Source organism: Alcaligenes faecalis (assembly GCF_002443155.1).
GTDB lineage: Bacteria > Pseudomonadota > Gammaproteobacteria > Burkholderiales > Burkholderiaceae_B > Alcaligenes > Alcaligenes faecalis.
This window is the reverse complement of record NZ_CP023667.1, coordinates 103,246-125,376: the sequence shown is the minus strand read 5'-3', so window position 1 is coordinate 125,376 and position 22,131 is coordinate 103,246. Positions and strand designations below refer to the sequence as shown.

General features: G+C 57.6%; 20 protein-coding genes. 1 reads left to right on the top strand and 19 read right to left on the bottom strand.

The window, feature by feature from the left end:
- Nucleotides 1–108: 108 nt before the first annotated feature.
- The 13 genes from CPY64_RS00585 to CPY64_RS00525 all read right to left on the bottom strand — a co-directional run bounded on the left by CPY64_RS00585 (nt 109) and on the right by CPY64_RS00525 (nt 14,636).
- On the bottom strand, nt 109–2,184 hold the full coding sequence (locus CPY64_RS00585) for a UvrD-helicase domain-containing protein (protein WP_042488202.1): 2,076 nt from the start codon (nt 2,182–2,184) through the stop codon (nt 109–111).
- A gap of 299 nt (nt 2,185–2,483) precedes the next feature.
- Nucleotides 2,484–4,577: a primosomal protein N' gene (locus tag CPY64_RS00580; RefSeq protein ID WP_042488204.1), complete on the bottom strand. Its 2,094-nt coding sequence runs from the start codon at nt 4,575–4,577 to the stop codon at nt 2,484–2,486.
- A gap of 285 nt (nt 4,578–4,862) precedes the next feature.
- Nucleotides 4,863–5,939: a uroporphyrinogen decarboxylase gene (hemE, locus tag CPY64_RS00575; RefSeq protein ID WP_042488206.1), complete on the bottom strand. Its 1,077-nt coding sequence runs from the start codon at nt 5,937–5,939 to the stop codon at nt 4,863–4,865.
- Nucleotides 5,940–5,970: 31 nt separating this feature from the next.
- The gene (locus CPY64_RS00570) at nt 5,971–6,774 is read right to left on the bottom strand and encodes a hypothetical protein (RefSeq protein WP_042488208.1); all 804 of its coding nucleotides are present in this window, start codon (nt 6,772–6,774) and stop codon (nt 5,971–5,973) included.
- A gap of 113 nt (nt 6,775–6,887) precedes the next feature.
- Entirely contained in the window at nt 6,888–7,838 is a 951-nt protein-coding gene (locus CPY64_RS00565) for an AraC-like ligand-binding domain-containing protein (protein WP_042488210.1), read from the bottom strand.
- A 116-nt stretch (nt 7,839–7,954) separates the two neighbouring features.
- A complete protein-coding gene (locus CPY64_RS00560; RefSeq protein WP_042488213.1) occupies nt 7,955–8,455 on the bottom strand; it encodes a c-type cytochrome in 501 nt (166 codons plus the stop codon).
- Nucleotides 8,456–8,594: 139 nt separating this feature from the next.
- Nucleotides 8,595–9,143 carry an aralkylamine dehydrogenase light chain gene (locus CPY64_RS00555; RefSeq protein ID WP_021447059.1) on the bottom strand — a complete coding sequence of 183 codons (549 nt, stop codon included), beginning with the start codon at nt 9,141–9,143 and terminating at the stop codon, nt 8,595–8,597.
- Nucleotides 9,127–9,768: a methylamine dehydrogenase accessory protein MauD gene (gene mauD, locus CPY64_RS00550; protein ID WP_009462707.1), complete on the bottom strand. Its 642-nt coding sequence runs from the start codon at nt 9,766–9,768 to the stop codon at nt 9,127–9,129. Before mauD ends, CPY64_RS00555 begins: the two co-directional genes overlap by 17 nt.
- 9 nt (nt 9,769–9,777) lie before the next feature.
- On the bottom strand, nt 9,778–10,320 hold the full coding sequence (locus CPY64_RS00545; protein ID WP_042488215.1) for a MauE/DoxX family redox-associated membrane protein: 543 nt from the start codon (nt 10,318–10,320) through the stop codon (nt 9,778–9,780).
- A 1-nt stretch (nt 10,321) separates the two neighbouring features.
- Nucleotides 10,322–11,494, bottom strand: a complete 1,173-nt coding sequence (locus CPY64_RS00540) for an amine dehydrogenase large subunit (RefSeq protein ID WP_042488217.1) — start codon at nt 11,492–11,494, stop codon at nt 10,322–10,324.
- Between the two features lie 31 nt (nt 11,495–11,525).
- Nucleotides 11,526–12,398, bottom strand: coding sequence for a transporter (locus CPY64_RS00535; RefSeq protein ID WP_042488219.1), 873 nt, complete (start codon nt 12,396–12,398; stop codon nt 11,526–11,528).
- Nucleotides 12,399–12,462: 64 nt separating this feature from the next.
- Nucleotides 12,463–13,953, bottom strand: coding sequence for an aldehyde dehydrogenase family protein (locus tag CPY64_RS00530; RefSeq protein WP_042488220.1), 1,491 nt, complete (start codon nt 13,951–13,953; stop codon nt 12,463–12,465).
- A 125-nt stretch (nt 13,954–14,078) separates the two neighbouring features.
- On the bottom strand, nt 14,079–14,636 hold the full coding sequence (locus CPY64_RS00525) for a methylated-DNA--[protein]-cysteine S-methyltransferase (protein ID WP_042488225.1): 558 nt from the start codon (nt 14,634–14,636) through the stop codon (nt 14,079–14,081).
- A 574-nt stretch (nt 14,637–15,210) separates the two neighbouring features.
- Between CPY64_RS00525 and CPY64_RS00520 the strand changes: the two genes are divergently transcribed.
- Nucleotides 15,211–16,239: an IS110 family RNA-guided transposase gene (locus tag CPY64_RS00520; protein ID WP_042489560.1), complete on the top strand. Its 1,029-nt coding sequence runs from the start codon at nt 15,211–15,213 to the stop codon at nt 16,237–16,239.
- 614 nt (nt 16,240–16,853) lie between these two features.
- On the opposite strand, the gene CPY64_RS00510 is transcribed toward CPY64_RS00520, so the two are convergent.
- From CPY64_RS00510 to CPY64_RS00485, 6 genes are all read right to left on the bottom strand, one after another.
- Nucleotides 16,854–17,759: a dihydrodipicolinate synthase family protein gene (locus CPY64_RS00510; protein ID WP_042488505.1), complete on the bottom strand. Its 906-nt coding sequence runs from the start codon at nt 17,757–17,759 to the stop codon at nt 16,854–16,856.
- A 14-nt stretch (nt 17,760–17,773) separates the two neighbouring features.
- Nucleotides 17,774–18,442 carry an amino acid ABC transporter permease gene (locus CPY64_RS00505; protein WP_042488510.1) on the bottom strand — a complete coding sequence of 223 codons (669 nt, stop codon included), beginning with the start codon at nt 18,440–18,442 and terminating at the stop codon, nt 17,774–17,776.
- 12 nt (nt 18,443–18,454) lie between these two features.
- Entirely contained in the window at nt 18,455–19,126 is a 672-nt protein-coding gene (locus CPY64_RS00500; protein ID WP_042488513.1) for an amino acid ABC transporter permease, read from the bottom strand.
- An 8-nt stretch (nt 19,127–19,134) separates the two neighbouring features.
- Nucleotides 19,135–19,866: an amino acid ABC transporter ATP-binding protein gene (locus CPY64_RS00495; RefSeq protein WP_042488516.1), complete on the bottom strand. Its 732-nt coding sequence runs from the start codon at nt 19,864–19,866 to the stop codon at nt 19,135–19,137.
- 87 nt (nt 19,867–19,953) lie between these two features.
- Complete coding sequence (locus CPY64_RS00490; RefSeq protein ID WP_042488519.1) at nt 19,954–20,898, bottom strand: substrate-binding periplasmic protein; 945 nt, start codon at nt 20,896–20,898, stop codon at nt 19,954–19,956.
- A gap of 245 nt (nt 20,899–21,143) precedes the next feature.
- The gene (locus tag CPY64_RS00485) at nt 21,144–22,052 is read right to left on the bottom strand and encodes a LysR family transcriptional regulator (RefSeq protein ID WP_009462734.1); all 909 of its coding nucleotides are present in this window, start codon (nt 22,050–22,052) and stop codon (nt 21,144–21,146) included.
- Between the last annotated feature and the right edge of the window lie 79 nt (nt 22,053–22,131).

The window sequence follows — 22,131 nt, the reverse complement described above, 5'->3', positions numbered from 1 at the left end:
TTCTTGTCGACGCAAGACATGAAAAAGGCCAGCAAATGCTGGCCTACTGACCTACGGTCTCTCAAAACATAGTCTAAGAACAAATCGTCCTCGGACGATGCAAACCGCTTAAGACTTGTTCAACAAGTTCTTCAGCATATCCAGCCGCTGCTTGGGACTTAACGCTGCCTGCGCCGGATCTTCCTGCGCACCTGGGTCTTCGATCTTCATCTCATCAATAAAGCGCGACCGCTCCCGCACCAGATTTTCACGTGCACGTCTGCGCTTCTTGCACCAGCTCAAACGCAAGCTGCGTTGCGCACGCGTAATACCCACGTACATCAGACGCCGTTCTTCCTGAATACGTTGAGCCAGAATATCGGCCTCTTTATCCGGGTCTATATCCTCGTCATCGCGCCCGATGTGCGGCAGCAAACCTTCCTCCACCCCCACCAGGAACACATGCGGATATTCCAGCCCCTTGGAGGCATGAAGCGTGGACAATTTGACCGCATCCGGGTCTTCGTCCTCGCCACGCTCCAGCATGGTGATCAGGGCAACTCGCTGCACCAGATCGTTCAAACTAAGCTCATCGTCTGCCGCTTTGGACTTCAGCCAGGTAATCAGCTCCAGCACGTTTTCCCAACGGGTCTGCGCGGGACGTTCGTCGAACATATCGTAAAGATAGCGCTCGTAATCAATCGCCCGCAGCAGCTCGTCCAGCAATTCGCTGACAGCCGTTTCGTGCCCTTCCTGCTCGCTCTCTACCCGGTCCGCCCTTTGCTGGATACGGCCAATGAACTGCGCAAAGACACTTAAGGGCTCCAGCTGTCTTTCCGGTAAACGATCCGTCAAAGCGATTTGCGAGACAGCGGAATATAAAGACAGCTTTTGCTCTGCCGCGAATTGCCCCAGCACCTGCAAGGTCGCCTGCCCAATTCCTCGCCTGGGTGTCGTCGCTGCACGGATGAAAGCTGGATCGTCATCCTCGTTAGCAACGATCCGCAGGTAAGACAAAATGTCGCGAATCTCGGCCTTGTCAAAGAAGCTTTGCCCACCAGAGATCGTGTAGGGAATGCGCAAATTACGCAGAGCCTGCTCAAAGATACGGGCCTGATGGTTGCCACGGTACAGCACCGCAAAATCACGCCACTCGGCCTGACGCTCGAAGCGCTCTGCCGAGATACGCATGGCTACCGAATCGGCCTCGTTCTGCTCGTCGTCCGTCACGTGGACCTGGATAGGTTCACCAAAACCCAGATCAGACCAGAGCTTTTTACCAAACACGACAGGATTATTGCCAATGACATTATTGGCGGCCTGCAAGATGCGCTGCACCGAGCGATAGTTCTGCTCCAGCTTCACAACTTTCAGATCTGGATAGTCCGTCGGAAGTTGCGCCAGATTCTCCACGGTGGCGCCACGCCAAGCGTAAATGGCCTGATCGTCGTCCCCCACCACGGTAAACATATTGCGCTGACCGGTCAGGGAACGCACCAGCCGGTACTGACACAGGTTGGTGTCCTGATACTCGTCCACCAGCAAATACTGCACCCGACGCTGCCAGCGCTCGCGTACTTCCTGATTCTCTTCCATCAATTGCGCAGGCAGGCGGATCAGATCATCAAAGTCCACCGACTGATAGGCAATCAAGGTGGCGGCATAGTCACGATAAATACGGGCCGCCTCGATCTGGCTGGGCGAATTTGCGGCACGTTCCGCCTCATCCGGCCCCATCAAGGCGTTCTTCCACAAGGAAATTTCCTGCTGAACGGACTTCAGGCGACCTTTATCCGTGGTGGCCAGCAGCTCCTGGATAATTGCCAGCGCATCGTTGGAATCCAGAATGGAAAAGCGCGGCTTCAAGCCTACATGCTGGGCTTCCTCGCGCAACATACGCAGGCCCAGAGAATGAAAAGTGCTGACAGTCAGCCCTCGCAGCAACTTGGGGTCTACCAAGGCGCGAATCCGCTCGTTCATTTCACGCGCCGCTTTATTGGTGAAGGTCAGCGCGACCACTTGCCGGCCCGTGTACCCACACTCACGCAGCAAATAAGCGATTTTCTGCGTGATCACCCGTGTTTTGCCACTGCCCGCTCCGGCCAGCACCAGGCAAGGCCCATCCATATACAACACAGCCTGACGCTGCATGGCGTTCAGGTCGGTGGGGACGGTATGGCCTGGTGTAGTGACGGAGGTGGACATGGTGAAATCAGTGAATACTAGGCAAGAAAACGAGGTTCAAAGCCAAACAGCATGCAAAACTAAAAGTGGCATCCCGGCCAAGCCGAGTATGGTTTGATGACAAGCGAAAGGCCAACACAGAGATACAGCGAAAACGAGGCACAAGAGCATGACAGCGGCAGGGCAACAACATCGCGCCACAGCTTCATCGCTTCCTGCCTCTTGGCTCATAGCTGCATAGCTGCATAGCGGACAAGGATACACCCTGCTGTACCCGAGATGCTCCTACTGTTTCCGTCCGCTCATGTGCCTGGAGAATCTTAAATTTCGAGAGGATCGACCTCAATCGTAATGCGCACTTTATGCTGCTTGGCCAACTGTGCGACCTGTGGCCCCCAACAGCGCACAAAGGCCTGCAAGGCCGGGCGATGAGCACTTTCCAGCAACAGCTGAGCACGCTCCACTTTGGCGACGCGCAAAACGCGTAAAGGCACAGGATCGTACAGGAAAACCTGATCCGCACCCGGAAATTCGTTCGGATACTCTTCAGGCAAGCGTCGTGCCTGCGTCAGCAGGCGTATCGCGTCGGCCAGTTGCGGCGCTTCGGCCGACAAGAGCACTTGATAGGCAAACGGCGGCAAGCCCACCGATTCGCGTTCGTTCAAGGCGCTTTGGGCAAAACCGATGTAATCGTGCTTGATCAGACTTTGATAAACCGCCTGCTCCGGATAGCCGGTCTGGATGATGACATCCGCCCCTTCGGTATGGCGACCTGCGCGGCCTGCCACCTGCATCAGCTGAGCAAACAGACGCTCGGGTGCACGGAAATCATGGGCGAACAAGGTGGCATCGGCATTGAGCACACCGACGACGCTCAAGCGCGTGAAGTCATGACCTTTGGCCACCATCTGGGTGCCCACCATGATGTCCACTTCGCCTGCATGAACCTGCTCGAACAATTGCTGCGCACTGCCCTTCAAACGGGTGCTGTCCGCATCAATACGCACCAGGCGGGCATTCGGAAAACGCTCGCCCAGAAACTCTTCAATACGCTGGGTACCCCGGCCCATGGGCTGCAAGTCCTGATCGCCACAATCTGGGCAAGCGCGCGGCACGGGGGCCTGATAGCCGCAGTGGTGGCACTGCAGATTGTGCTTGAAGCCGTTTTGCCTATGCAGCACGGTGTACACCGTACAACGCGGGCATTGGGACAACCAGCCGCAAGAGGCACAATGCAACACAGGCGCATAGCCACGCCGGTTGATGAACACCAGCGACTGCTCGCCACGGTCCAGACACGCTTCCAGCGCATCCAGCAACTGAGGAGAAAAACCCGACTCCAGGCGCAAATGGCGGGTATCGACCAGACGCACTCGCGGCAAGGAAACCTCTCGCGCACGCTTGGGCAGGCTCAACAGGCTATAGCGCCCTTGCCGAGCATGATTCCAACTTTCCAGTGAGGGGGTGGCTGAACCCAGCACCACCGGCACTTTCAGATCGTAGCCACGCCACACAGCCAGGTCCCGAGCAGAGTAACGCAAGCCATCTTGCTGCTTGTAAGAAGCGTCGTGCTCCTCGTCCACAATAATCAGGCCCAGCTCGGGCATGGGGGTAAAAATGGACAGCCGTGTTCCCAGCAGAATGCGCGCCTGACCACTATTGACGCGCAACCAGGAACGCAAACGTTCGCCTTCGGACAAGCCGCTATGCAGGACGGCCAGCACATCGCCCGGCAGGACGCGCGCCAAACGGGCACGCAGGACCTGCTCGAACTGAGGCGTCAGATTGATTTCGGGCACCATGAACAGGACTTGCCGACCAGCGGCCAGCACTTGTTCCAGCACCCGCATATAGACTTCGGTTTTCCCGCTACCCGTTACGCCATGCAGCAATAGGCAGCTACCGGGTTTGGCCGCCACAATGCCATCTACCGCAGCCTGTTGTTCGGCATTGAGCACGGGCAGGACATCGCTGTCCACCGGCTCCACCTTCTTTTCCTTGCGCTTGGCCATACGCAGTACAGGACCACCTGCGGAACGCTTGCCCAGATAGGCAGAAGGTTTACGCAAGGGCCCCGGCAAGGACGGCATCATGACCTCGCCCAACGGACGGTGGTAATAGGTGGACGCAAAGCGCGCCATCCGTAACCAGTCCTCCGGGAAGGGAGGCAAGTCATCCAGCAGTTGGTCAATCGCTTTGACCTGCTCGGGCGGGTAGGAAGGTTGTTCCGGCAAGGCGACCACCACCCCTATCATCTGCCGCCGACCAAAATGCACAATGACACGCTGCCCGACCAGGACAGGTTCGTGGTGCTGATAATCAAACACCCCATCCAGGGGGACGTCCAACGCCACATGCAGCCAGAAAGGTCCGGTGCTTGCCGATGCAGAAATAGCGTCAGGAGTGGCGGTCATGGATGGTGGTTCAAAAAAGGGCTGGCCTGGCTGAAAGCCTGATAAGTCAAGAGCTTAGCGGCCTGTGGATAACTTTGGGGAAAATGGCATGAACAAAAAATACAAAGAAGCAAGCACAGATACAATTTAATTTTCAATATCTCTGAAATAAGGATAAAACGCAGAGAAATCAACTAATTAAAACTGGGTATTGAAATTAAACCTTAAATATAAAGACCTCAAACCCAGCCCCATCTGTGTGCATAACTTTGCGCACAAGCTGCGTCAGCCCGTGCGCAAAGGCTGTCAAACGCTGTGGTGACGACGGCTGTAGGAATGCACTTCATCGACCAGAATGCCCACGGCTTCCGGATCGGTGAAACGCGAAATACCGTGGCCGAAGTTGAACACGTGACCGCCCTGACCCACCGGGCCAAAGTCGTCGATAACGCGACGGGCTTCACGACGGATGGCTTCTTCGCCACCGAACATGGTCATGGGGTCCAGATTGCCTTGCAGGGCCAGCTTGTCTCCGATACGAGCGCGCGCACGGGACAAATTTACGGTCCAGTCCACACCCATGGCATCAGCGCCACAACCAGCAATATCTTCCAGCCACATGCCGCCGCCTTTGGTAAAGACGATGGCAGGAACGCGCTTGCCGTCATGCTCGCGGATCAGGCCATCAACCACTTTACGGGTGTAGGCCAGGGAGAACTCCTGGAACAGGGAGTCGGACAAGACACCACCCCAGCTGTCGAACAGCATCACAGCCTGTGCACCGGCACGGATCTGATTGTTCAGGTAGTCGCAGGTGGTTTGGGCGTTGATTTCCAGCATGCGGTGCATCAGGTCCGGACGCTGATACATCATGCTTTTCACCAGACGGTAGTCGTCCGAGCCCTGACCTTCAACCATGTAGCAGGCGATGGTCCAGGGGCTGCCGGCAAAGCCGATCAGCGGTACTTTGCCGTCCAGCTCCTTGCGGATCAGCGAGACAGCGTCGAACACGTATTGCAGCTTGGACATGTCCGGCGCTTCCAGCGCCATGACATCGGCTTCGTTACGTACAGGACGGGCAAAACGCGGGCCTTCACCAGCAACGAAATCCAGACCCAGACCCATGGCGTGTGGCACGGTCAGGATGTCCGAGAACAGAATGGCGGCATCCAGATCGAAACGACGCAGGGGTTGCAGGGTTACTTCGCAGGCAAACTCGGGATTCTGAGCCAGTTGCATGAAAGAGCCAGCCTGAGCACGGGTGGCATTGTATTCAGGCAAATAACGCCCGGCCTGACGCATCAGCCAGATGGGGGTGTAAGGCACAGGTTCGCGCAACAGCGAGCGCAGGAAGACATCGTTTTTTAATTGAGGTAAAGACACGGCAATCCCTATTGAAAAATGCCTGTTAATTTTAACCATCGTGTTCGTCGTCTGGGTTTGACGCGGATCGAAAGCGTGCTGCATCGATATGGTGTTTGCGCATCAGTGCCCAGAAAGCACGCCGGTGCTTTTGCGCGGAGCGGGCCGCCATGGCGATATTGCCGCTATGGCGATCAAGGGCGGCATGGATATAAGCCTGCTCGAAGCGGGCCACTATCCGTCCCTTGGCTACTTTGAAAGACTCCTGGCTGCTGGCGTAGCGCGAGGCTACCGCAGCGGCATAGGCTTCCAGCGTTGTCCCTTCCTGTTGCAAGATCGTTTGCGACAGACGCTGCTCCGTTGGGCCGGGGTGCAGGACCAGATCCTGGTTTTCCTGCACCCTATAGTGTATCCGACCCGGCAGCCCCGGTTCATTCAAAGCGTGGGAAGAGGTCTGCAAACGCTGACGATTGATGCGGGCACGCAAATCGTCCAGGCATAAAGGCTCGCGTACGTAATCGGCCAGGCCCAGTTCCAGAAGATCGGTCAGGGCGGCGGCCTTGATGGCAGCACGCACCAGACCAAAGACCGGCACCGGCAAATGGCCCTGGGCCGCCGACAAGGCCCGACGCACCTGGATCAGGGTGGAGGCTTCAACGGGAATCAGACAAGCGTCAAACCGCAGCAGCAAGGCAGCCGAACGGCGCAAAAACAAATAGTCCTGATCGGGATGGGGAGGCGGCGGAGCCTGCAAGGCTTGCAGCTGCAGACGCTCGCATGGCGGAATAATGGCCAGCAAATTCGGGGCCCACGTGGGCTGAGTATGCAACAGGGCACAATCGAGATGTAGACGCATGAGACTGTCCTTGAGAAGCCGGGCGGACCACATTGGCCGCCCCAATCACGAGCTTCTAGGATAGAAATCCGACCTGTTTGCGATAAGTCGGAGTTGCGTCTACGTAGCTGTACTTAATCGCCCAGAATGCGGCTGCGACGCCACTCACTGGGCGACACGCCATAGCGTCGGCGAAAGGCGTGGCTGAACACGGCCGCATCGGAAAAACCCATTTGCCAGGCCAGCTCACTGATCTGCCGGCCTGGTTTGCCATCCACCAATAATTGACAGGCGCGCTCCAGGCGGGCGGCCATGATGTAATCGGCAGGCGCTTGCCCGCATAGCTCGAACAGCTTGTAGAGATAACGGCGTGAAATGCGAAATTGCAGTGCCAGGGCCTGTGCATTCAAGCCGGTATCACCCAGGTGATCCTGCACGTATTGCTGAATTTGCAACAGCTGCCCGCGCCGCACCTCGTCCAGGGCCGACTCGGTCGTCACCGGACGGCCGTCGGCCAGGCTCAGGGCCATCATGCGAATCACGGTTTGGGACAGTTCGCTCAAGGCCGAGGGCGACAGGTGCCCGCGCTCCTGCAAGCCCAGACGCAGCATGTCCATGGCAATCCGGGCCGGGCCCGTAGTGGCCGAAAAAGACCGGGCCACGGCATCGCTCAGCCAGGGCAGCCAAGGCAGCAAACGCTCTTCCTCGAACTGCAAGACCAGAAAATGGGATTGATCCTGCACGGCCACCTCGTAAGGACGGGTGGTGTCATAAATACCCCACTCCCCGGCGTGCAAAATGCCACTGCGATTATCCTGCTGAATCTGGCTGCTGCCACTGATTTGCAAGGTGACCTTGTACAACGCCTGCTCGGAACGGCTGGCCAGAGCCTGGGTACGGCGCACGCGCTGCGCGCTGGTACACAGCTCCATGACATCGACCGAGCCCATGCGGTCGGTGGCTGCCCGGTTGGAGAAACCACGACGCGAGTCCGGCTGGACCTCCAACGGCACAAAGTACGCGCACACCACTTCCTGCCAAGCAGCCAGGCTCTTGAAAGAAGCAGAGGGAGTGCGCAATAACATAGACATTGCCTGGGGGCCCTTTCGGCCAACTCGATTGATCGGGGTAAGGGGCAGAGTACGCCCCCTTTCTTATAGCCCTAAAAAATTCAAGCGTCTACGGTCGTTAACCCGCTGTATCAGCGCTCCATGGAGCCATACAGGTAAGGAGCAGGTTCCAGACCCATGCTGTTCATCTTGACGGTTAACTCCGTACGCGCCTTGAGCACATCATCAAAACGGTGACGGCGTGACGCTCCCACCTCGGCGGAGGTAAAGGGTCGGTAATCAGGTGTTATTTCTTCAGGGCTGAACTTGGCCACAATCCAGTTCAGCACACGAGCCAGATCTGCATTATCCAGCTGCGACTGCGAGGCACCGGGCACCCGAATCATATAGTCCCGTCCCGCCGGCAAGCGGGTAAACAAGCCAATGGACTGGTTGAAATTGGGGATTCCACGATGGGTCAGGCCCTGGCCATCGTAGCGATGGCAGCCTGCGCATTGCAGCATATAGTCTTTAAAAGCCTGGGAACTTTGCAGGTAATCGCCCGTTCCGGCCATCTCTTCTTGGGCATGGGCCCAAGGCGTAAACGCCAGGAATACGGCGCCCAAACAGGCCAGGCGCAAAGATGTCCACACAGTGTTGCCTCCTTGAGTGACCGGACGCCATCCAGGCCGCCCGACACCTTGTTCAAACCCTTAAGTTTGCCAAGACGGGAAAGAACCGACGTCCCAGGGACCGTTCTTCCCGCAACCCTGGCAGCCCATCGGGCCTTTTTTAGTTTTTAGCCAAGCCAACCAGTACCGATGTCGTGCAATGGAAGGTGCTGTTCTCGTTCGCCATGCACCAGTTCACGTCATTGTGCAGGAAGAACTCGTAACCAGGACGCTCTCGGGTCTGCGTGTTGCACTGGCAGCGGCCACACGCGGTCTTGCCGCAGCAGTCGTGGTAGCTGATCAGGTAGTCCTTGCCATCATGCGGGTTATGGCAAGTGCCAATCCACGAGATGGGCGAGGGCGTCGAGCCCGGCGGGCAGGTGGTAGTTGTGCCGCCGCAGCAAGAGCACAGGAACCCGTCCACCGCGCAATGACGCCAGTAGTCGCAGGAGTTCACTTCGTCTTCATTCGCCAGATCGGGATTCAGACTGATGTGATCGGCACCACTGCTGCTGCCACCACCACCGGCAGCACGAGCCACAGGCAATACGGGCAACACAAAGGCCGAACCGACCATTAATTTGCCCACCGAGCGCAGCACGCTGCGACGCGAAGTCTTGTGGGCCACCGAACGGGAGAGGCTCTCCCCAAATTTATCCAGCCAACGCATTGACGTTCTCCTTTCGTGATACCTGCACTTGCTTCATGCCCGAGTCACCGGCCAAGTATTCTTGCGCCGAGGCCACGCCCAGGTCTTTGGCGGTAAACAGGCTTTCCAGCTGTTCACGCGAATTGACCAGACCCTTGCCGCGCACCACACCGTTCTCGTCGATCAGGACGGCGTAAGGCAGTTTGCTGATCTGAAAGCCCATGCCCAGTTGCGTGGACAGGACGTAGGGGAAGGCGTCCAGCTGTGCTTTCTGGTAGAAAGCCAGGTGCTCGGGCATCTCGCCATCACTGGCCAGCACAATATCAACCCACTGACCTTCCGAGCCCTGGATGGACTTCAGAATCGGCAAGAGTTTCTTGCACACCGGGCAGGTGGGCGACATGAAGAAAATCAACTGGCTGCGCGGGCCAGCCACCCCCACGGTAACGGCACGACCACGCAGGTCCTGCAGTTCCATGACGGGCGCGGCATCACCCACTTGCGGGCCTTTGTCCATGGTCAGGGCACCCATGGGGGCAACCCGTTCATACAACACGCCAATCTGGCGCGACAGGGCAAGCACAACCAGCACCAGGGCCAGTACGATTACCCATAAAATGACGTTGGAAATCATTAAAGCGGTCATTTAGGTCTCCTAAGAATTCTGCATTTTCTGGAATTTCAGATGGGATTCGATCAGCTGGTTGGCTGCGTAGTACAGGCCCAGCAAGGCCAATGTGGCACCAAAGAAGGTCAAACCGTCCACCCAGACCAGTTCACGGGCGCTGTTAATAGCCCAGTCACCACTGGCCACGGCCAGCGCAGCCAGCAAGGCATTGCGAGCCACCAGCCACCAGGACAGACCACCGGAGGATTCACCCAACCCGGAGCAGCCGCAATCCACATCGCGGCGGCCACGCAGCAGGTTCATCACAATGCCACTGGTGGCGACCAACAAGACGCACAGGGCCAGCACTGCTCCCAGCGAACGACTGGCTGGCCACAGCAGCAAAGGCGCACTCAAGGCCTCGGCAGCCACAAACAGCACACTGAACGGTCGTAACAACACTTCCGGCAACAATCGATAACCGCCAACGGCTGCCTCGAACAGGCTGAAGTGACGCAGTTTATCCAGCGCCCCCAGTCCCATCAGCACGGCCAAGCAAGCCAGGCTGGCATAGGTCAGGACCGGGTCCATATCAGACACCTCCAGTTGGGTGGAACTGAACTTGCAAGGAGGCTTCGGCGGCGCCTTCAATGGTGCGGAGCAACTTGGGTTCAGGCTGGCTAATGTCGTAGACATTCACATTGCCACCGTCCAGGGTCAGCATCAGATTGCGTTGCTGATCAATGGTCATGGACAAGGCATCACGTCCGGGCACGCGGGCTACGCGTTTCTTGGTCTTGGTGTCCATGACCCAGATCTCGGCAGCAGGGAACTTGTGAGTGCCTTCCTTGCCATCGGGATGCATGAACACGTACATGCGACCGCTGGCGCGATGCAGACCCACCAGGTTGTAGCCACCGGGCACCCAGTTCTTGGCCTTGTCCTCGTCGTTCAGCAAGGACCAGGGGCCGTCCACCTTGACCTCATCACCGCTGAAATCCGCACTGTAGACATTGCCGTAGTAGGACACGAAGTGAGCCTTGTCCTTGTCCAGGGCGGGAGCGATAAAGATCGGATCGTCCTTCACGGAGAACATCTGCTTGCTGCGCGACTGGCTGGCGACCTTGCCGTCTTCGCCCAGATTGATGCTCAACAAGCCACCATCACCACAAATGGTCATGAAGCTGCGGGGGCGATTGGGCTGGGGAATCACGCTCCAGCAACCGGCGGCAGCGGTAACGTCTTCCACATAGTCGCCCTTGGCCACGTCCACGATCCCGATGGAGGTCGCTGGCGAGGCGTTTTGCAGCACGATGAATTTGCCGTCAGTGGTCTGACGGAACATGCCATCGTAGTTCAGGCCCTGAACACGCTTGGGCGGCAGGGAAATTTCTTTCTCAAAGGTCAGCTTGTCGGCGTCCCAGACTTCCACCACGTCCGAGCGCTTACCGCGAGTGACGCGCTCGTGGTAGGTCGTCATGGTGTAGATTTTCTTGCCGTCGTTGGACAACTGCACGTGGCCGTTGAACGCGGTAGGCACCATGCCCAGAAATTTGCCGTTGGTGTAGTCGTAGACATGCACGCGGCTTTCGGTCAGGTGGTTGAACACCGAGTCCATGACATAGATACGGTTTGCCTGGGGGGCAGACACGCTATGGCCACCGGTCAGGACCTCCAGCGGTTTGTCCTGGGCTTGCACACCACCGGTCAGAACCATCAGCCCCAACATGGCGGCGGCGGTCGTTAATGTAAATTTAGACTTCATTGGATGTCTCTCCTCATGAGCGTTCACGCTGTCAGAACGCATAGGCATAACGGAATTGCAGGCCGCGCATGCGCGGGCCATTCTCGACTTTCAAATCATGGATGTACTGCAATTGCACCTGGTGGGCATCGGTCAGCTGATGGGTAATTTCGGCAGCCAGTTGATGGTTACGCGCCCGCGTCACCGTGGTTTCGCCATTGACCTTTTCGCGACCGCCAGTTTCGTAGCGGTAGCGCAGACCCACATAGGTCTTTTCAGTCAGGTTGGTTGAAACCAGGGCCATCAGGCGGATTGCCGTGTCTTTTTTCAGGGTCTGGCCGTAGTAGTTCTTGTTATTGCCAAAGAACTCGAACTCCGCCACGCCTTCCACAAAGGAGGATTCGCCAAAGCCTTTCACAATCGCGAAGTCCTGCACGGTGCTCCAGCGATTCTTGCCGGCAGACACATCGGCCTGCGAGCCGTGGTAGCGGCCTGTCGGTGCTGTAATGAAGGGCTCCCAGGCAAACCAGAAGCGGTTGTCCGGATCGTTGTGCAGCCAGACGGCGGCACCGGCGGTCACATCACCGATCCCCGTCATGCGATCCCGGTCTGCCCCCGGGACATCCAGCGTGTTGCGAAAACCGGGCACGATCAGCTCGTACTGCACCGTTTTGCCGGCCAGCTCGCGATAGTGCATCTGGCGGTAAATCATGCCTTGCACATTAAGCTTGGGGCTGTCGCCAATACGCGAACCCTGATCATAAAAACCATGCGACTTCAGGCCCATCATATAGACGGCCAAAACATTGGTACCCACCGGAGCAGGTATCCAATCCCGAGCACTGGGGTCGCCCGCAAAGGCAGCCCCGGCACTGACGCCGCTCAAGGCCAAGGCCAGAGCGGTCCGCTGCAAAATTGCATACATTATTGTTGTCTCCTCGAAGAAGGCGCGAACGATATCGTTATTGTGTTCGCGCCTGTATCCCTGGCTAGGCTGCCGGGTAGGCCATGCAGACCGATTTGGTCTCCAGGTAAGCCTCTACCGCAGCGCGCCCGTGCTCCCGACCCAGGCCAGACTGCTTGTAGCCACCAAAGGGCATGCTGGGGTCCAGCATGTTGTGGGTGTTGACCCACACCGTGCCCGCCTTGATACCAGCGCTCAGGCGCTGTACGCGGGCCAGGTCCTGACTCCAGACGCTGGCACCCAGGCCAAAGTCTGTATCGTTGGCCAATGCCAATGCCTGCGCCTCGGTTTCAAACGGGGTCGCAACCACCACAGGGCCAAAGATTTCTTCGCGCATGATGCGGGCATCGGGGGCCACGTCGGCAAACACGGTGGGGCGTACAAAGTAGCCCTGCTCGGGGCGTGCGCCCTCGCCTGCCAACATGCGGCCACCTTGCTGGCGACCCACATCAATGTAGTTCTGTACACGCTGCTGATGGCGTGCCGAGATCAGCGGAGCAATCTGGGTAGATTGTTCAAAGCCCGAACCCAGTGTCATGGAGGAAGCCAGATCGGCCACGCCCTGCACCACGCGCTCGTAAATGCCTTTTTGGACAAACAGACGCGAACCAGCGGTACACACCTGGCCCTGGTTAAAGAAGATGGCGTTGGCCGCACCTTGAATGGCCATGTCCACATCGCAATCATCCATGATGACCACGGGCGACTTGCCGCCCAGTTCCAGGGACATGCGCTTCATATCGTTGATGGCTTGATGACCAATCAACTTGCCCACTTCCGTAGAGCCAGTAAAGGAAATCTTGTTCACGTCTGGGTGAGCCGTCAAAGCGGCACCCGTGCTTTCGCCACGGCCAGTGATCACGTTGATCACACCAGCGGGGAAACCGGCTTCCAGAGCCAGCTCGGCCAGACGGATGGCGGTCAGCGGAGTCTCTTCAGCAGGCTTCAGAACCACGGTGCAACCCGCTGCCATGGCAGGGGCGATTTTCCACACGGCCATCAGCAGCGGGAAGTTCCAGGGCACGATGGCGCCGACCACACCCACGGGTTCCTGACGTGTGTAAGCGTGGTAATTGATGCCGGGAGGAAAAGCGATAGAGGGCGACAGCAGTTCACCGCTGATCTTGGTTGCCCAGCCAGCCATGTAACGCAGCCATTGCGCGCTGGCGGCTACTTCCAGACCGTAGGAGAAGAACAGCAGTTTGCCGTTGTTCAGGGTTTCCAGACGCGCCAGCTCGTCGGCATTGGCTTCGACCAGATCGGCCAAGCGCAACAGCAGGCGCTCGCGCTGGGCGGGCAGCATCTTGCCCCACTCACCCTGCTCCAACGCCTGGCGGGCGGCACGAACAGCCAGATCTACGCCTTGAGCACCGGCTTCGGGCTGGTGCGCAATCACCTGTCCCGTTGCGGGATCGTAGACGGGAATGGTGGGTCCTTGAGAATCACTGACGGCTTTGCCGTCAATAATCATGTGTTCGCGAATCGCGTTGCGCTCGGGTTGTACGTCCTGCCCCATAGTCTGTCTCCACACGGAATAGTTGATTCTTAACGAATCCAGTATAGGGACGAGGACAAGCCCGGACTTGTGATTCTGTGCACGGGGGCTTGTTGATTTGGGTACGGAGTGAGCCCTGACCTGCGTTAGAACAAATCCAGCTGGGCGGGCATGCTGAGCTGAAAGTCGCCCACACCGGTCAAATGCACGCGGCGTTCAAAATCCAGCAAGCTGGCTTTGCGATGCAAACCGGAGCTAAAGCCGGTCAACATGCCATTGGCACCTTGCACGCGGTGGCAAGGCACGATGATGCTGATGGGATTCAGGCCGCAGGCCTGGCCTACGGCGCGAACGGCTTTGGGGCGGCCCAAGTGCTCAGCCATCTGGCCATAGGTCCAGGTTTGACCATAAGGAATGGTCTGCAAGGCCTGCCAGACCTGTTGCTGAAATTCGGTGCCTTGCAGGCTGAAAGGTAGATCGAACTGTTGCAGCTTGCCGGCAAAATACGCATCCAACTGAGCTTGAACGGGCTCGGCCAAAGCAGGTTCCGGGATCAACCCGGCCAATTGCTCGGGTGCCAGGCCATGTACGGTCTCTTCCTCGAAGTCCAGACGCAGCAAAGCGCCTTGGGCATCTACTAACAGACGCATCGCCCCTAAAGGCGTATCAAAGCAGGCAGTACGCAGCCCAACATAGGCAAACATGGCAATCCCGATCCGAGAGCAGAATGTTTGATCATACTGCGCGCCTCCAGCCAGTTCAAAAACGCTGGCAACACCCAGGCAGCTTGGGCTTTCGCGTCAAAGACAAACGACAAGCTCCAGATTACGCACGGCAGTTTGTTGAACGGGATATCCCGAGCAAGCTTCATGCTTCCATTAAGCGTCTGGCACTCAATAGTTAGTAGTTGGCTCCGACTTTTGCATCTCCCCACACCCACCGCTAACGGTTAAGTGCGACGACCCACACGCAAACCTCGCCCCCCTCAAGCCCCTCAGGCCGCTACAGCAGCCGAAAGAACCACATACTGCCAGGCCCCAGAAGGAAGAAGGGCCCGTATTAATAGTTATTGTGAGCCCGTCTGGGCCGGGGGGCCGTCCTCTGGGCGATTCAGGCTTCTTGCCGCAGGCGGGCTTGCTATTCGGGGTTCAAGCGTCCTGTTGTTTGAGCGAAATGCTTGTGCCTTGTCCAATGGGATGGACGCCCCTACCCGCACCGGCATCCTATGTGCCAAAGTGGGCGTATCACCAACCACTTGAACCGAGCGAGGCGTCCATCATGAAGATTACGACACTAGGTATCGATCTGGCAAAGCAAGTCTTTCAACTGCACGGCGTCGATGAACAAGGCAAAACCGTGTTAAGAAAACAGCTCAAACGCGACCAGATGGCCACGTTCTTCGCCACCTTACCGGTCTGCCTGATTGGCATGGAAGCATGTGGAAGTGCGCATCATTGGGCCCGTAAATTAGAATCGTTCGGGCATACCGTACGCTTGATTGCCCCTCAGTTTGTTAAACCCTACGTTAAAACCAACAAGAACGATGCTGCTGATGCCGAAGCCATCTGCGAGGCAGTGGCTCGGCCTAACATGCGGTTTGTACCGATCAAAAATATCGAACAACAGTCCGTCTTGGCCTTGCACCGGGCTCGACAAGGGTTCGTACGGGCACGGACCGCACAGGCCAATCAGATCCGCGGATTACTGGCTGAGTTCGGGCTGATCGTCCCACAGGGAATCTCTCACCTGCATACACGTGTCCCTGCGCTACTCGAGCAGGCGAATCAGGAGCTGACGGGCTCATTTCGATTACTCATACTCCGGCTCCTGGATCACTTAAAAGAGCTGGATAAACAGGTCCATGAGTTGGAGCGGCAGATTAAAGCCTGGCATAAGGCCAATGAAGCGAGCTGCCGACTTGAGAAAGTTGCGGGCATTGGCCCGATCACCGCCAGTGCCTTGGTTGCCACGATCGGCGATGCCAAAAACTTCACCAATGGCCGACAGTTAGCGGCGTGGCTAGGCTTAGTGCCCAAGCAGCACTCCAGTGGTGGCAAGTCCGTGCTCCTGGGAATCAGCAAACGAGGAGATCAATATCTACGTACCTTGTTAATTCATGGCGCTCGAGCGGTGATCTATCGTGCACGGCAAGCCGCAGAGCCCACCGGTTGGCTACAACGACTCTTGCAGCGATCTCACGCTAACGTAGCGGCTGTTGCATTAGCCAACAAAAATGCCCGTATCGTCTGGGCGTTACTGGCCAATCAACGAACCTTCCAGCCTGACTACACGCCTGACGGCTCATAGTCAGGCTGGACTGAGCTTCCCCTTAAAAGCCACTATTAACCCTTCTCCCGATTGCTCAGGCAAACACGACATGATGGCAAGATAGGTCAGACCGTGGTTGGTTAAACCCGATGTCCCCCAGGCACTAAGCAGTGCGCTTGTCCGATTGAGGCACCAACCAGCAGAACCCATCAGGGACCGCCGCTGACGCGGCAATCAAGTCCGGATGTACGGGTGCAATCTCGACCCACTGTCCAACATGAAGTGAGTGCTTGGCAAAACAGGGGCGTCCATGTACGGGGGACAAGGCACTTTCGCGAGTTCAGGGCGCGCCCGAATAGCAAGCCTGACCAGGGTACCGGTGCGCAGCACCGGCAAGGAGCCAAGCCCGGAGGACGGCCCCCCGGCCAAGACCGGCGTTTCCACGAAGCACGATCCAAACATGCAGGCTCTCTGCGCTCCTTGTCTCACAAACCTCCTGCTCTGCACACAAGCAGCGCCACTCCCAACGCTCAGGCAACCGAAAAAGAAGAAGAAGCGCAAACAAAAAACCGGGTAAATAACGCCGGGGCCCCCCAGACCTTACTTACCCGGCAAATCCAACAAATGCAGCAGTTACTCAAGAACAGCAAGGTTTAAACGGTCTGTACACCCTTTACGGACAAGTCCAGACCCACTCGACGCACCACAGCCTCGAACTCGGCGCGGCTGATGTGATCCAGCGCCGTGGCCGGATCGCGCGTGGCATCACAAGCGACGATGCCACGGCGCATATAGGAATACTTGCGCAGCGCCAAGGCCACCAGCGGCTGAAACTCGTAACGGATCAAGGAGCAGTAACGGTCAAACACGCGCGCGGCTTCTTCCTGCTCGCCCTGACGATGCAAGGCATATACCTTCAGCAGAATTTCCGGGAAGGAGAAGCCGGTGACCACGCCATCGGCCCCCCGTTGCAGCTCTTCCAGAAAATGCATGCCACCCAGGCCACTCAAGATCGGCAAGGCATCGCCCGACAAACCACGCACGGCAGTAATTTTCTGACCAACGGGCGGATCTTCAGAGTTCAAAATGGACACACCCGCCTCGCCTTTCAGGCGCACGGCCAAGGCGGGGCTGATGCGGGCGGCAAACAGTTCCGGGAAATCGTGAATCACCACCGGAATACGGATCGCCTGCACGATCTGACGGTAATAGGACACCTGCATCTCGTCATCTGCCCCGGCCAAGGGGGCGACAAAGATCGCATCCGCGCCCAAGTCCTCGGCACTGCGAGCCTGCTCCACTGCGGCTGCCGTACCCAAGGCACGCACGCCCACCCACACCGGCACCGCACCGCGCACCGCGGCCACCACCGTTTCAATGACACGCCGACGCTCAAAGGTACTGAGCTTGTGCAGCTCCCCCATCACCCCCAAAATCGCCAGTCCGTGAATACCGGCTTCCAGCTGGAAATTCACCAGACTGACCAGGCTTTGCAAATCCAGCTCGCCACCCGCTTTGAAAGGAGTGGGGCAAATGGAAAAGACACCTTTATTTTTCATAGTTACGCTTAGGCTCAACGAGGAATAACAAACGGCTTTTGCATACGCGAAATCATGCGTACCAAGGGCCATAGAAGAAGGAAATAAATCAGCGCGGCAGCCACCAGCGGTGTCTGGCTATAGGTCTCGCCCTGCATGATCTGGGCTGAACGCAGCAGCTCTGGCAAAGCCACGGCCGAGGCAATCGAGGTCTGCTTGATGGCTTCCAGCGTGTTGCTGGCCAGATCCGGAATCACATTGCGCACCCCCTGAGGCACGACCACATAAGCCATGGCCTGACGGGCGTTCAAGCCAGTCGAGCGCGCTGCCTCGTTCTGACCAGGGGACACCGACTCCAGCCCGGCGCGGAAGATCTCCGCGAAGTAGCCACTGCTGTTCAGGACCAGCGCCAGCACCGTGGCTGAAAACTCATTCAGGGGCAGGCCCAGGAATGGCAAGCCGTAGTAAATGAAGATCAGCAACACCAAAGGCGGGAAGGCACGGAAGAAATCCACGTACAGCAGGATCAGCCGATTCAGCCAGCGATGCTGCTGATAATGCAGGCAGGCAATGATCAGACCCAGCAGGGCCGCCAGCGGCACAATGATGAGGGCGAGCTTGACCGTCAGCCACAGGCCCTGCATCAGCAGCGGCCAGCTGGCGGCAATAATCGTCGGGTTCAGAAAAGTATCGATCAGTTCCATAGCGCATCACTCCTACGACTTGATCGCATAGCGCCGTTCCAGCACCCTCGTCAGATGAACGAAGGGGAAGAAAATCAGGCAGAACAAAATGGCCCCGGCCGTAAAGGCAGTGGGGTTGGCGATGTTGGACTGGATATTGCTGGACACGTTGAGCAGCTCGGGCACGGCAATGACTGAGCCCAGCGTGGTGCCTTTGGTAATCCCGATGGCGCGATTGGTCAGCGGTGGAATCGCCAGGCGCACGGCTTGCGGCAGGATGATGGCAAACAGCGTCTGGCTGAAACCCATGCCGGTGGAGCGGCCCGCTTCCCACTGCCCCGTGGGCACCGCAGCAATGCCGGACCAGAAGATTTCTTCAGCAAAGGCAGACAGCACCAAGCTCAAGGCCAGAAGGGTGGCAGGAACGGGTTCAATCACAATGCCCAGGGACGGCAGAGCAAAGAACACCAGCACAATAATGACCAGCTGCGGAATCGCACGGAATACGTCCACATACAGCGTCATCAGAATATTGACGGGACGCCAGCCATAGCAGCGCAGCACGGCCAAGCCCAGACCCAGGACGGTGCCCAGAATCACGGTCATCACAGCCATTTGCAGCGTGACCCAAAAGCCCTGCATGATCTCGGGCAGATGGGGGCTGATCAGCGTCCAGTTAAAGAAGTAATAAACGATCTGATCCATGGCCGACCTCAGTTCATGCGGCTCAGAAAATCCTGAATACGCTTGTGACGCGGCTTACACAGAATTTCATCAGGGCTGCCCTGGTCCAGAATCACGCCCTGGTCCATGAACACAATGCGGTCCCCCACTTCGCGGGCAAACTGCATTTCATGCGTGACAATCACCATGGTCATGCCGGCATCGCGGGTACGCTTCATCACGTTCAGCACTTCACCGACCAGCTCCGGATCCAGGCCCGAGGTCGGCTCGTCAAACAGCATGACTTTGGGTTCCAGCGCCAGGGCGCGGGCAATGCCCACACGCTGCTGCTGGCCACCGGACAACTGGCTGGGATAGTGCTCGATACGTTCGGCCAGGCCCACTTGTTCCAGATGGTGACGGGCCAGTTCTTCGGCCTGCGCCTTGGGTACTTTTTTCACCTTGCGCAGCGCCAGCATCACATTGCCCAGCGCCGTCATGTGCGGGTACAGGTGTATGCCCTGAAACACCATGCCTATGTTCTGACGCACCTGGTTCAGGTCGGTACGCGGACAGGTCACATCGCTGTCTGCCACCACAATCGTGCCGCTGGTGGGAGTTTCCAGGCGGTTGATGCAGCGCAGGCAGGTGCTTTTACCCGAACCCGAACCGCCAATCATCACAACGACTTCACCGGTGTTGACGCTCAGGTCTATGCCTTTAAGAATTTCGGCCTGCCCAAACGATTTGCGCAAGCCCTGGATGCGGACAATTTCACTCATGGTCGCTCCTTGACCGCCTGCCAGTCGGGCAGGCGGGGACCGGCCCCTAGAGGGCCATATAGCTAGAGAAACAGCGCAAAGGCGCTTTTAAGGACGGGAGCAGTCGGGGGTGTGCTCAGTGGGCTCGTAGCCAGAAAAGTCAGGCGCGCCATAGCCGGGGAAAACGACTGTCATGGCCGTACCGGCATTCGGTTCCGTACCAAACCATTTCACATGCAGCTTGGACAGCGAGCCATCCTGCTTCATGCATTCCAGCACTTCATCCACGCGGTTACGCAAGGCCGTGTCATCCTTACGAAAGGCAAAGGCGTAATTGGCCTCGGTCGTCATGTCGTACACCGGGGCCAGTGCGGGAGTTTTCGTGGCGATATAGCGGGCCAGAGGGGTCTCGGACATATTGGCAAAGGCACGACCTATGGCCACGGCCTGCACGGCATCCGTGTTCTTGTTGAAGCGCTGAATCTTGTAGCCGTACTTTTCCTGGTTTTCTTGCAACCAGCGATCCGAAAAACTGCCGTTATTGACGGCAATTGTCTTGTCCTTCAGGTCTTCCAGTGAATTGACGATGGCGCCCTTTTTAGCCAGAAAACTCAGGCCACCGGCCATGTACGGCTCAGCAAACAGCATTTGCTGGGCACGCTCCTGCGTGGTGTTGGTGGGTGCGGCCACCATGTCGTAGCGACTGGAAAACAGGCCTGCAAAAATGGCGGAAAACGGGGTGTCGATGACCTCGGCACCGTCATAGCCCATGCGCTGGGCCACTTCCTGAGTCAGGTCGTTGGAAAAGCCATCCATCTTGCCGTCGGTGCCACGCATGAAAAACGGCACCAGGCCCACATCCGCAGCCACTTTGAACATCTTGCCCTTGTTGGGATTGTCCGCATGAGCCGGCAGGCTCAAGGCCAGGCCAGCGGCCACGGCAGCCAGCATCAAGCCAGCTTTACGTCCCAGACGGGCACGTCCTAAATGAGCAACGCTGTGTTTGCGAGAAACAGCCGCAGCCAACGCGGCGATTGTGTTTACGCCTTGCATAAGGTCTCCTTGCCATCATTTTCTGTTTGTAGTGCTTTAATTCTAGGGGTGGCAAAACCTTGATGTCATATGCTTTTTTATTAACTCTTCATAACACAGCGTTAAGCGAATTTCCGTGTCCCCTGTACACGGCGGACTCCACGAACACAGCCTGTTTTTCCGCCGGTCCGCCCTAAGGGTAAGTCCCCCCTTTGAAAAGGCAGTCAAGCGAAGGCGCAGCGCGGGAGGCGGTATTGGTGAGTCACTCAGGCCCAGCCTGCCCGCATGCCTCGGGAGGCCGTGGAAATCACTACTTCCATGAAGTCGTGTGCCAACTGCGATACCGGCACCACATTGGAATGCAGCATGTGCAAGGGCATGGTGGTGCGGGGATTGATGGGGCGTACCACTACATCCGGCCAGACCCGGCCGGCCACAGCCAGTTCGTCCACAATCGCAATCCCGGCTCCGGCCTGCACCATGGCACAGGCAATGTGCGTCAAACGCACTTCCACCGCCAGTTGCGGCACGCCAGGACGGTTACCAAATAACTGCTGCACCATCTGGCCATAAGGGGTGTCATTGCCATAACCAATCAGGTCCAGCCCTTCCAGATCGCTGGCGTCCAGCTCCTGCTTGTCGGCCAGAGGATGACTGGCTGGCAAGACCGCCACCAGATGGTTTTCGTAAATGGACTGGGCATGCAGGCTGGGATGCGTCAGCGGCACAATCGCGACACCCACTTCCGCCTGTTGCGTGACCAAAGCCTGCACCAGATCACTGGAGATCAGCGTGCGTACGTACACCTTCACATCCGGAAAGGCCTGGCGAAAACGCGTCACCGCCATGGGGATCAAGGTCTGTCCCAAACTGGGGCTGACGGCAATGTGCAAGCTGCCGTGGCGCTTTTCGATCAGGTCGGTCGCCACCTCGTTAACCCGCTGCACACTGTTATGGACTTGCTCCACTTCCTGATAGAGCCGACGCGCCTCCGGCGTGGGGTACAGACGCCCCTTGATGCGCTCGAACAGCACCAGACCAATGCGCGATTCCGTATAGGAAAGCAGGCGGCTGATGGCCGGTTGCGACACGTTCAGCAACTGCGCCGCCTTGCTGATGGAACCGGTCAGCATGATCGCGCGAAAAACCTCGATTTGACGAAGATTGAGCAGCATCCCTTAACGTAGCCTTATGTTTCGAGCACAAATAAGCATAAGACATTTTGATTTGCCTATGTTTCAATTTTTTCAAGCT

Bases quoted from the DNA above. Each gene is read 5' to 3' on its own strand.
- CPY64_RS00495 (WP_042488516.1), bottom strand. From the start codon at position 19,866: ATGAGTGAAATTGTCCGCATCCAGGGCTTGCGCAAATCGTTTGGGCAG.
- CPY64_RS00510 (WP_042488505.1), bottom strand. From the start codon at position 17,759: ATGAAAAATAAAGGTGTCTTTTCCATTTGCCCCACTCCTTTCAAAGCG.
- CPY64_RS00580 (WP_042488204.1), bottom strand. From the start codon at position 4,577: ATGACCGCCACTCCTGACGCTATTTCTGCATCGGCAAGCACCGGACCT.
- CPY64_RS00555 (WP_021447059.1), bottom strand. From the start codon at position 9,143: ATGCGTTGGCTGGATAAATTTGGGGAGAGCCTCTCCCGTTCGGTGGCC.
- CPY64_RS00520 (WP_042489560.1), top strand. From the start codon at position 15,211: ATGAAGATTACGACACTAGGTATCGATCTGGCAAAGCAAGTCTTTCAA.
- CPY64_RS00565 (WP_042488210.1), bottom strand. From the start codon at position 7,838: ATGTTATTGCGCACTCCCTCTGCTTCTTTCAAGAGCCTGGCTGCTTGG.
- CPY64_RS00545 (WP_042488215.1), bottom strand. From the start codon at position 10,320: ATGGACCCGGTCCTGACCTATGCCAGCCTGGCTTGCTTGGCCGTGCTG.
- CPY64_RS00570 (WP_042488208.1), bottom strand. From the start codon at position 6,774: ATGCGTCTACATCTCGATTGTGCCCTGTTGCATACTCAGCCCACGTGG.
- CPY64_RS00535 (WP_042488219.1), bottom strand. From the start codon at position 12,398: ATGTATGCAATTTTGCAGCGGACCGCTCTGGCCTTGGCCTTGAGCGGC.
- CPY64_RS00500 (WP_042488513.1), bottom strand. From the start codon at position 19,126: ATGGATCAGATCGTTTATTACTTCTTTAACTGGACGCTGATCAGCCCC.
- CPY64_RS00490 (WP_042488519.1), bottom strand. From the start codon at position 20,898: ATGCAAGGCGTAAACACAATCGCCGCGTTGGCTGCGGCTGTTTCTCGC.
- CPY64_RS00525 (WP_042488225.1), bottom strand. From the start codon at position 14,636: ATGTTTGCCTATGTTGGGCTGCGTACTGCCTGCTTTGATACGCCTTTA.
- CPY64_RS00530 (WP_042488220.1), bottom strand. From the start codon at position 13,953: ATGGGGCAGGACGTACAACCCGAGCGCAACGCGATTCGCGAACACATG.
- CPY64_RS00585 (WP_042488202.1), bottom strand. From the start codon at position 2,184: ATGTCCACCTCCGTCACTACACCAGGCCATACCGTCCCCACCGACCTG.
- CPY64_RS00540 (WP_042488217.1), bottom strand. From the start codon at position 11,494: ATGAAGTCTAAATTTACATTAACGACCGCCGCCGCCATGTTGGGGCTG.
- CPY64_RS00485 (WP_009462734.1), bottom strand. From the start codon at position 22,052: ATGCTGCTCAATCTTCGTCAAATCGAGGTTTTTCGCGCGATCATGCTG.
- CPY64_RS00505 (WP_042488510.1), bottom strand. From the start codon at position 18,442: ATGGAACTGATCGATACTTTTCTGAACCCGACGATTATTGCCGCCAGC.
- mauD (WP_009462707.1), bottom strand. From the start codon at position 9,768: ATGACCGCTTTAATGATTTCCAACGTCATTTTATGGGTAATCGTACTG.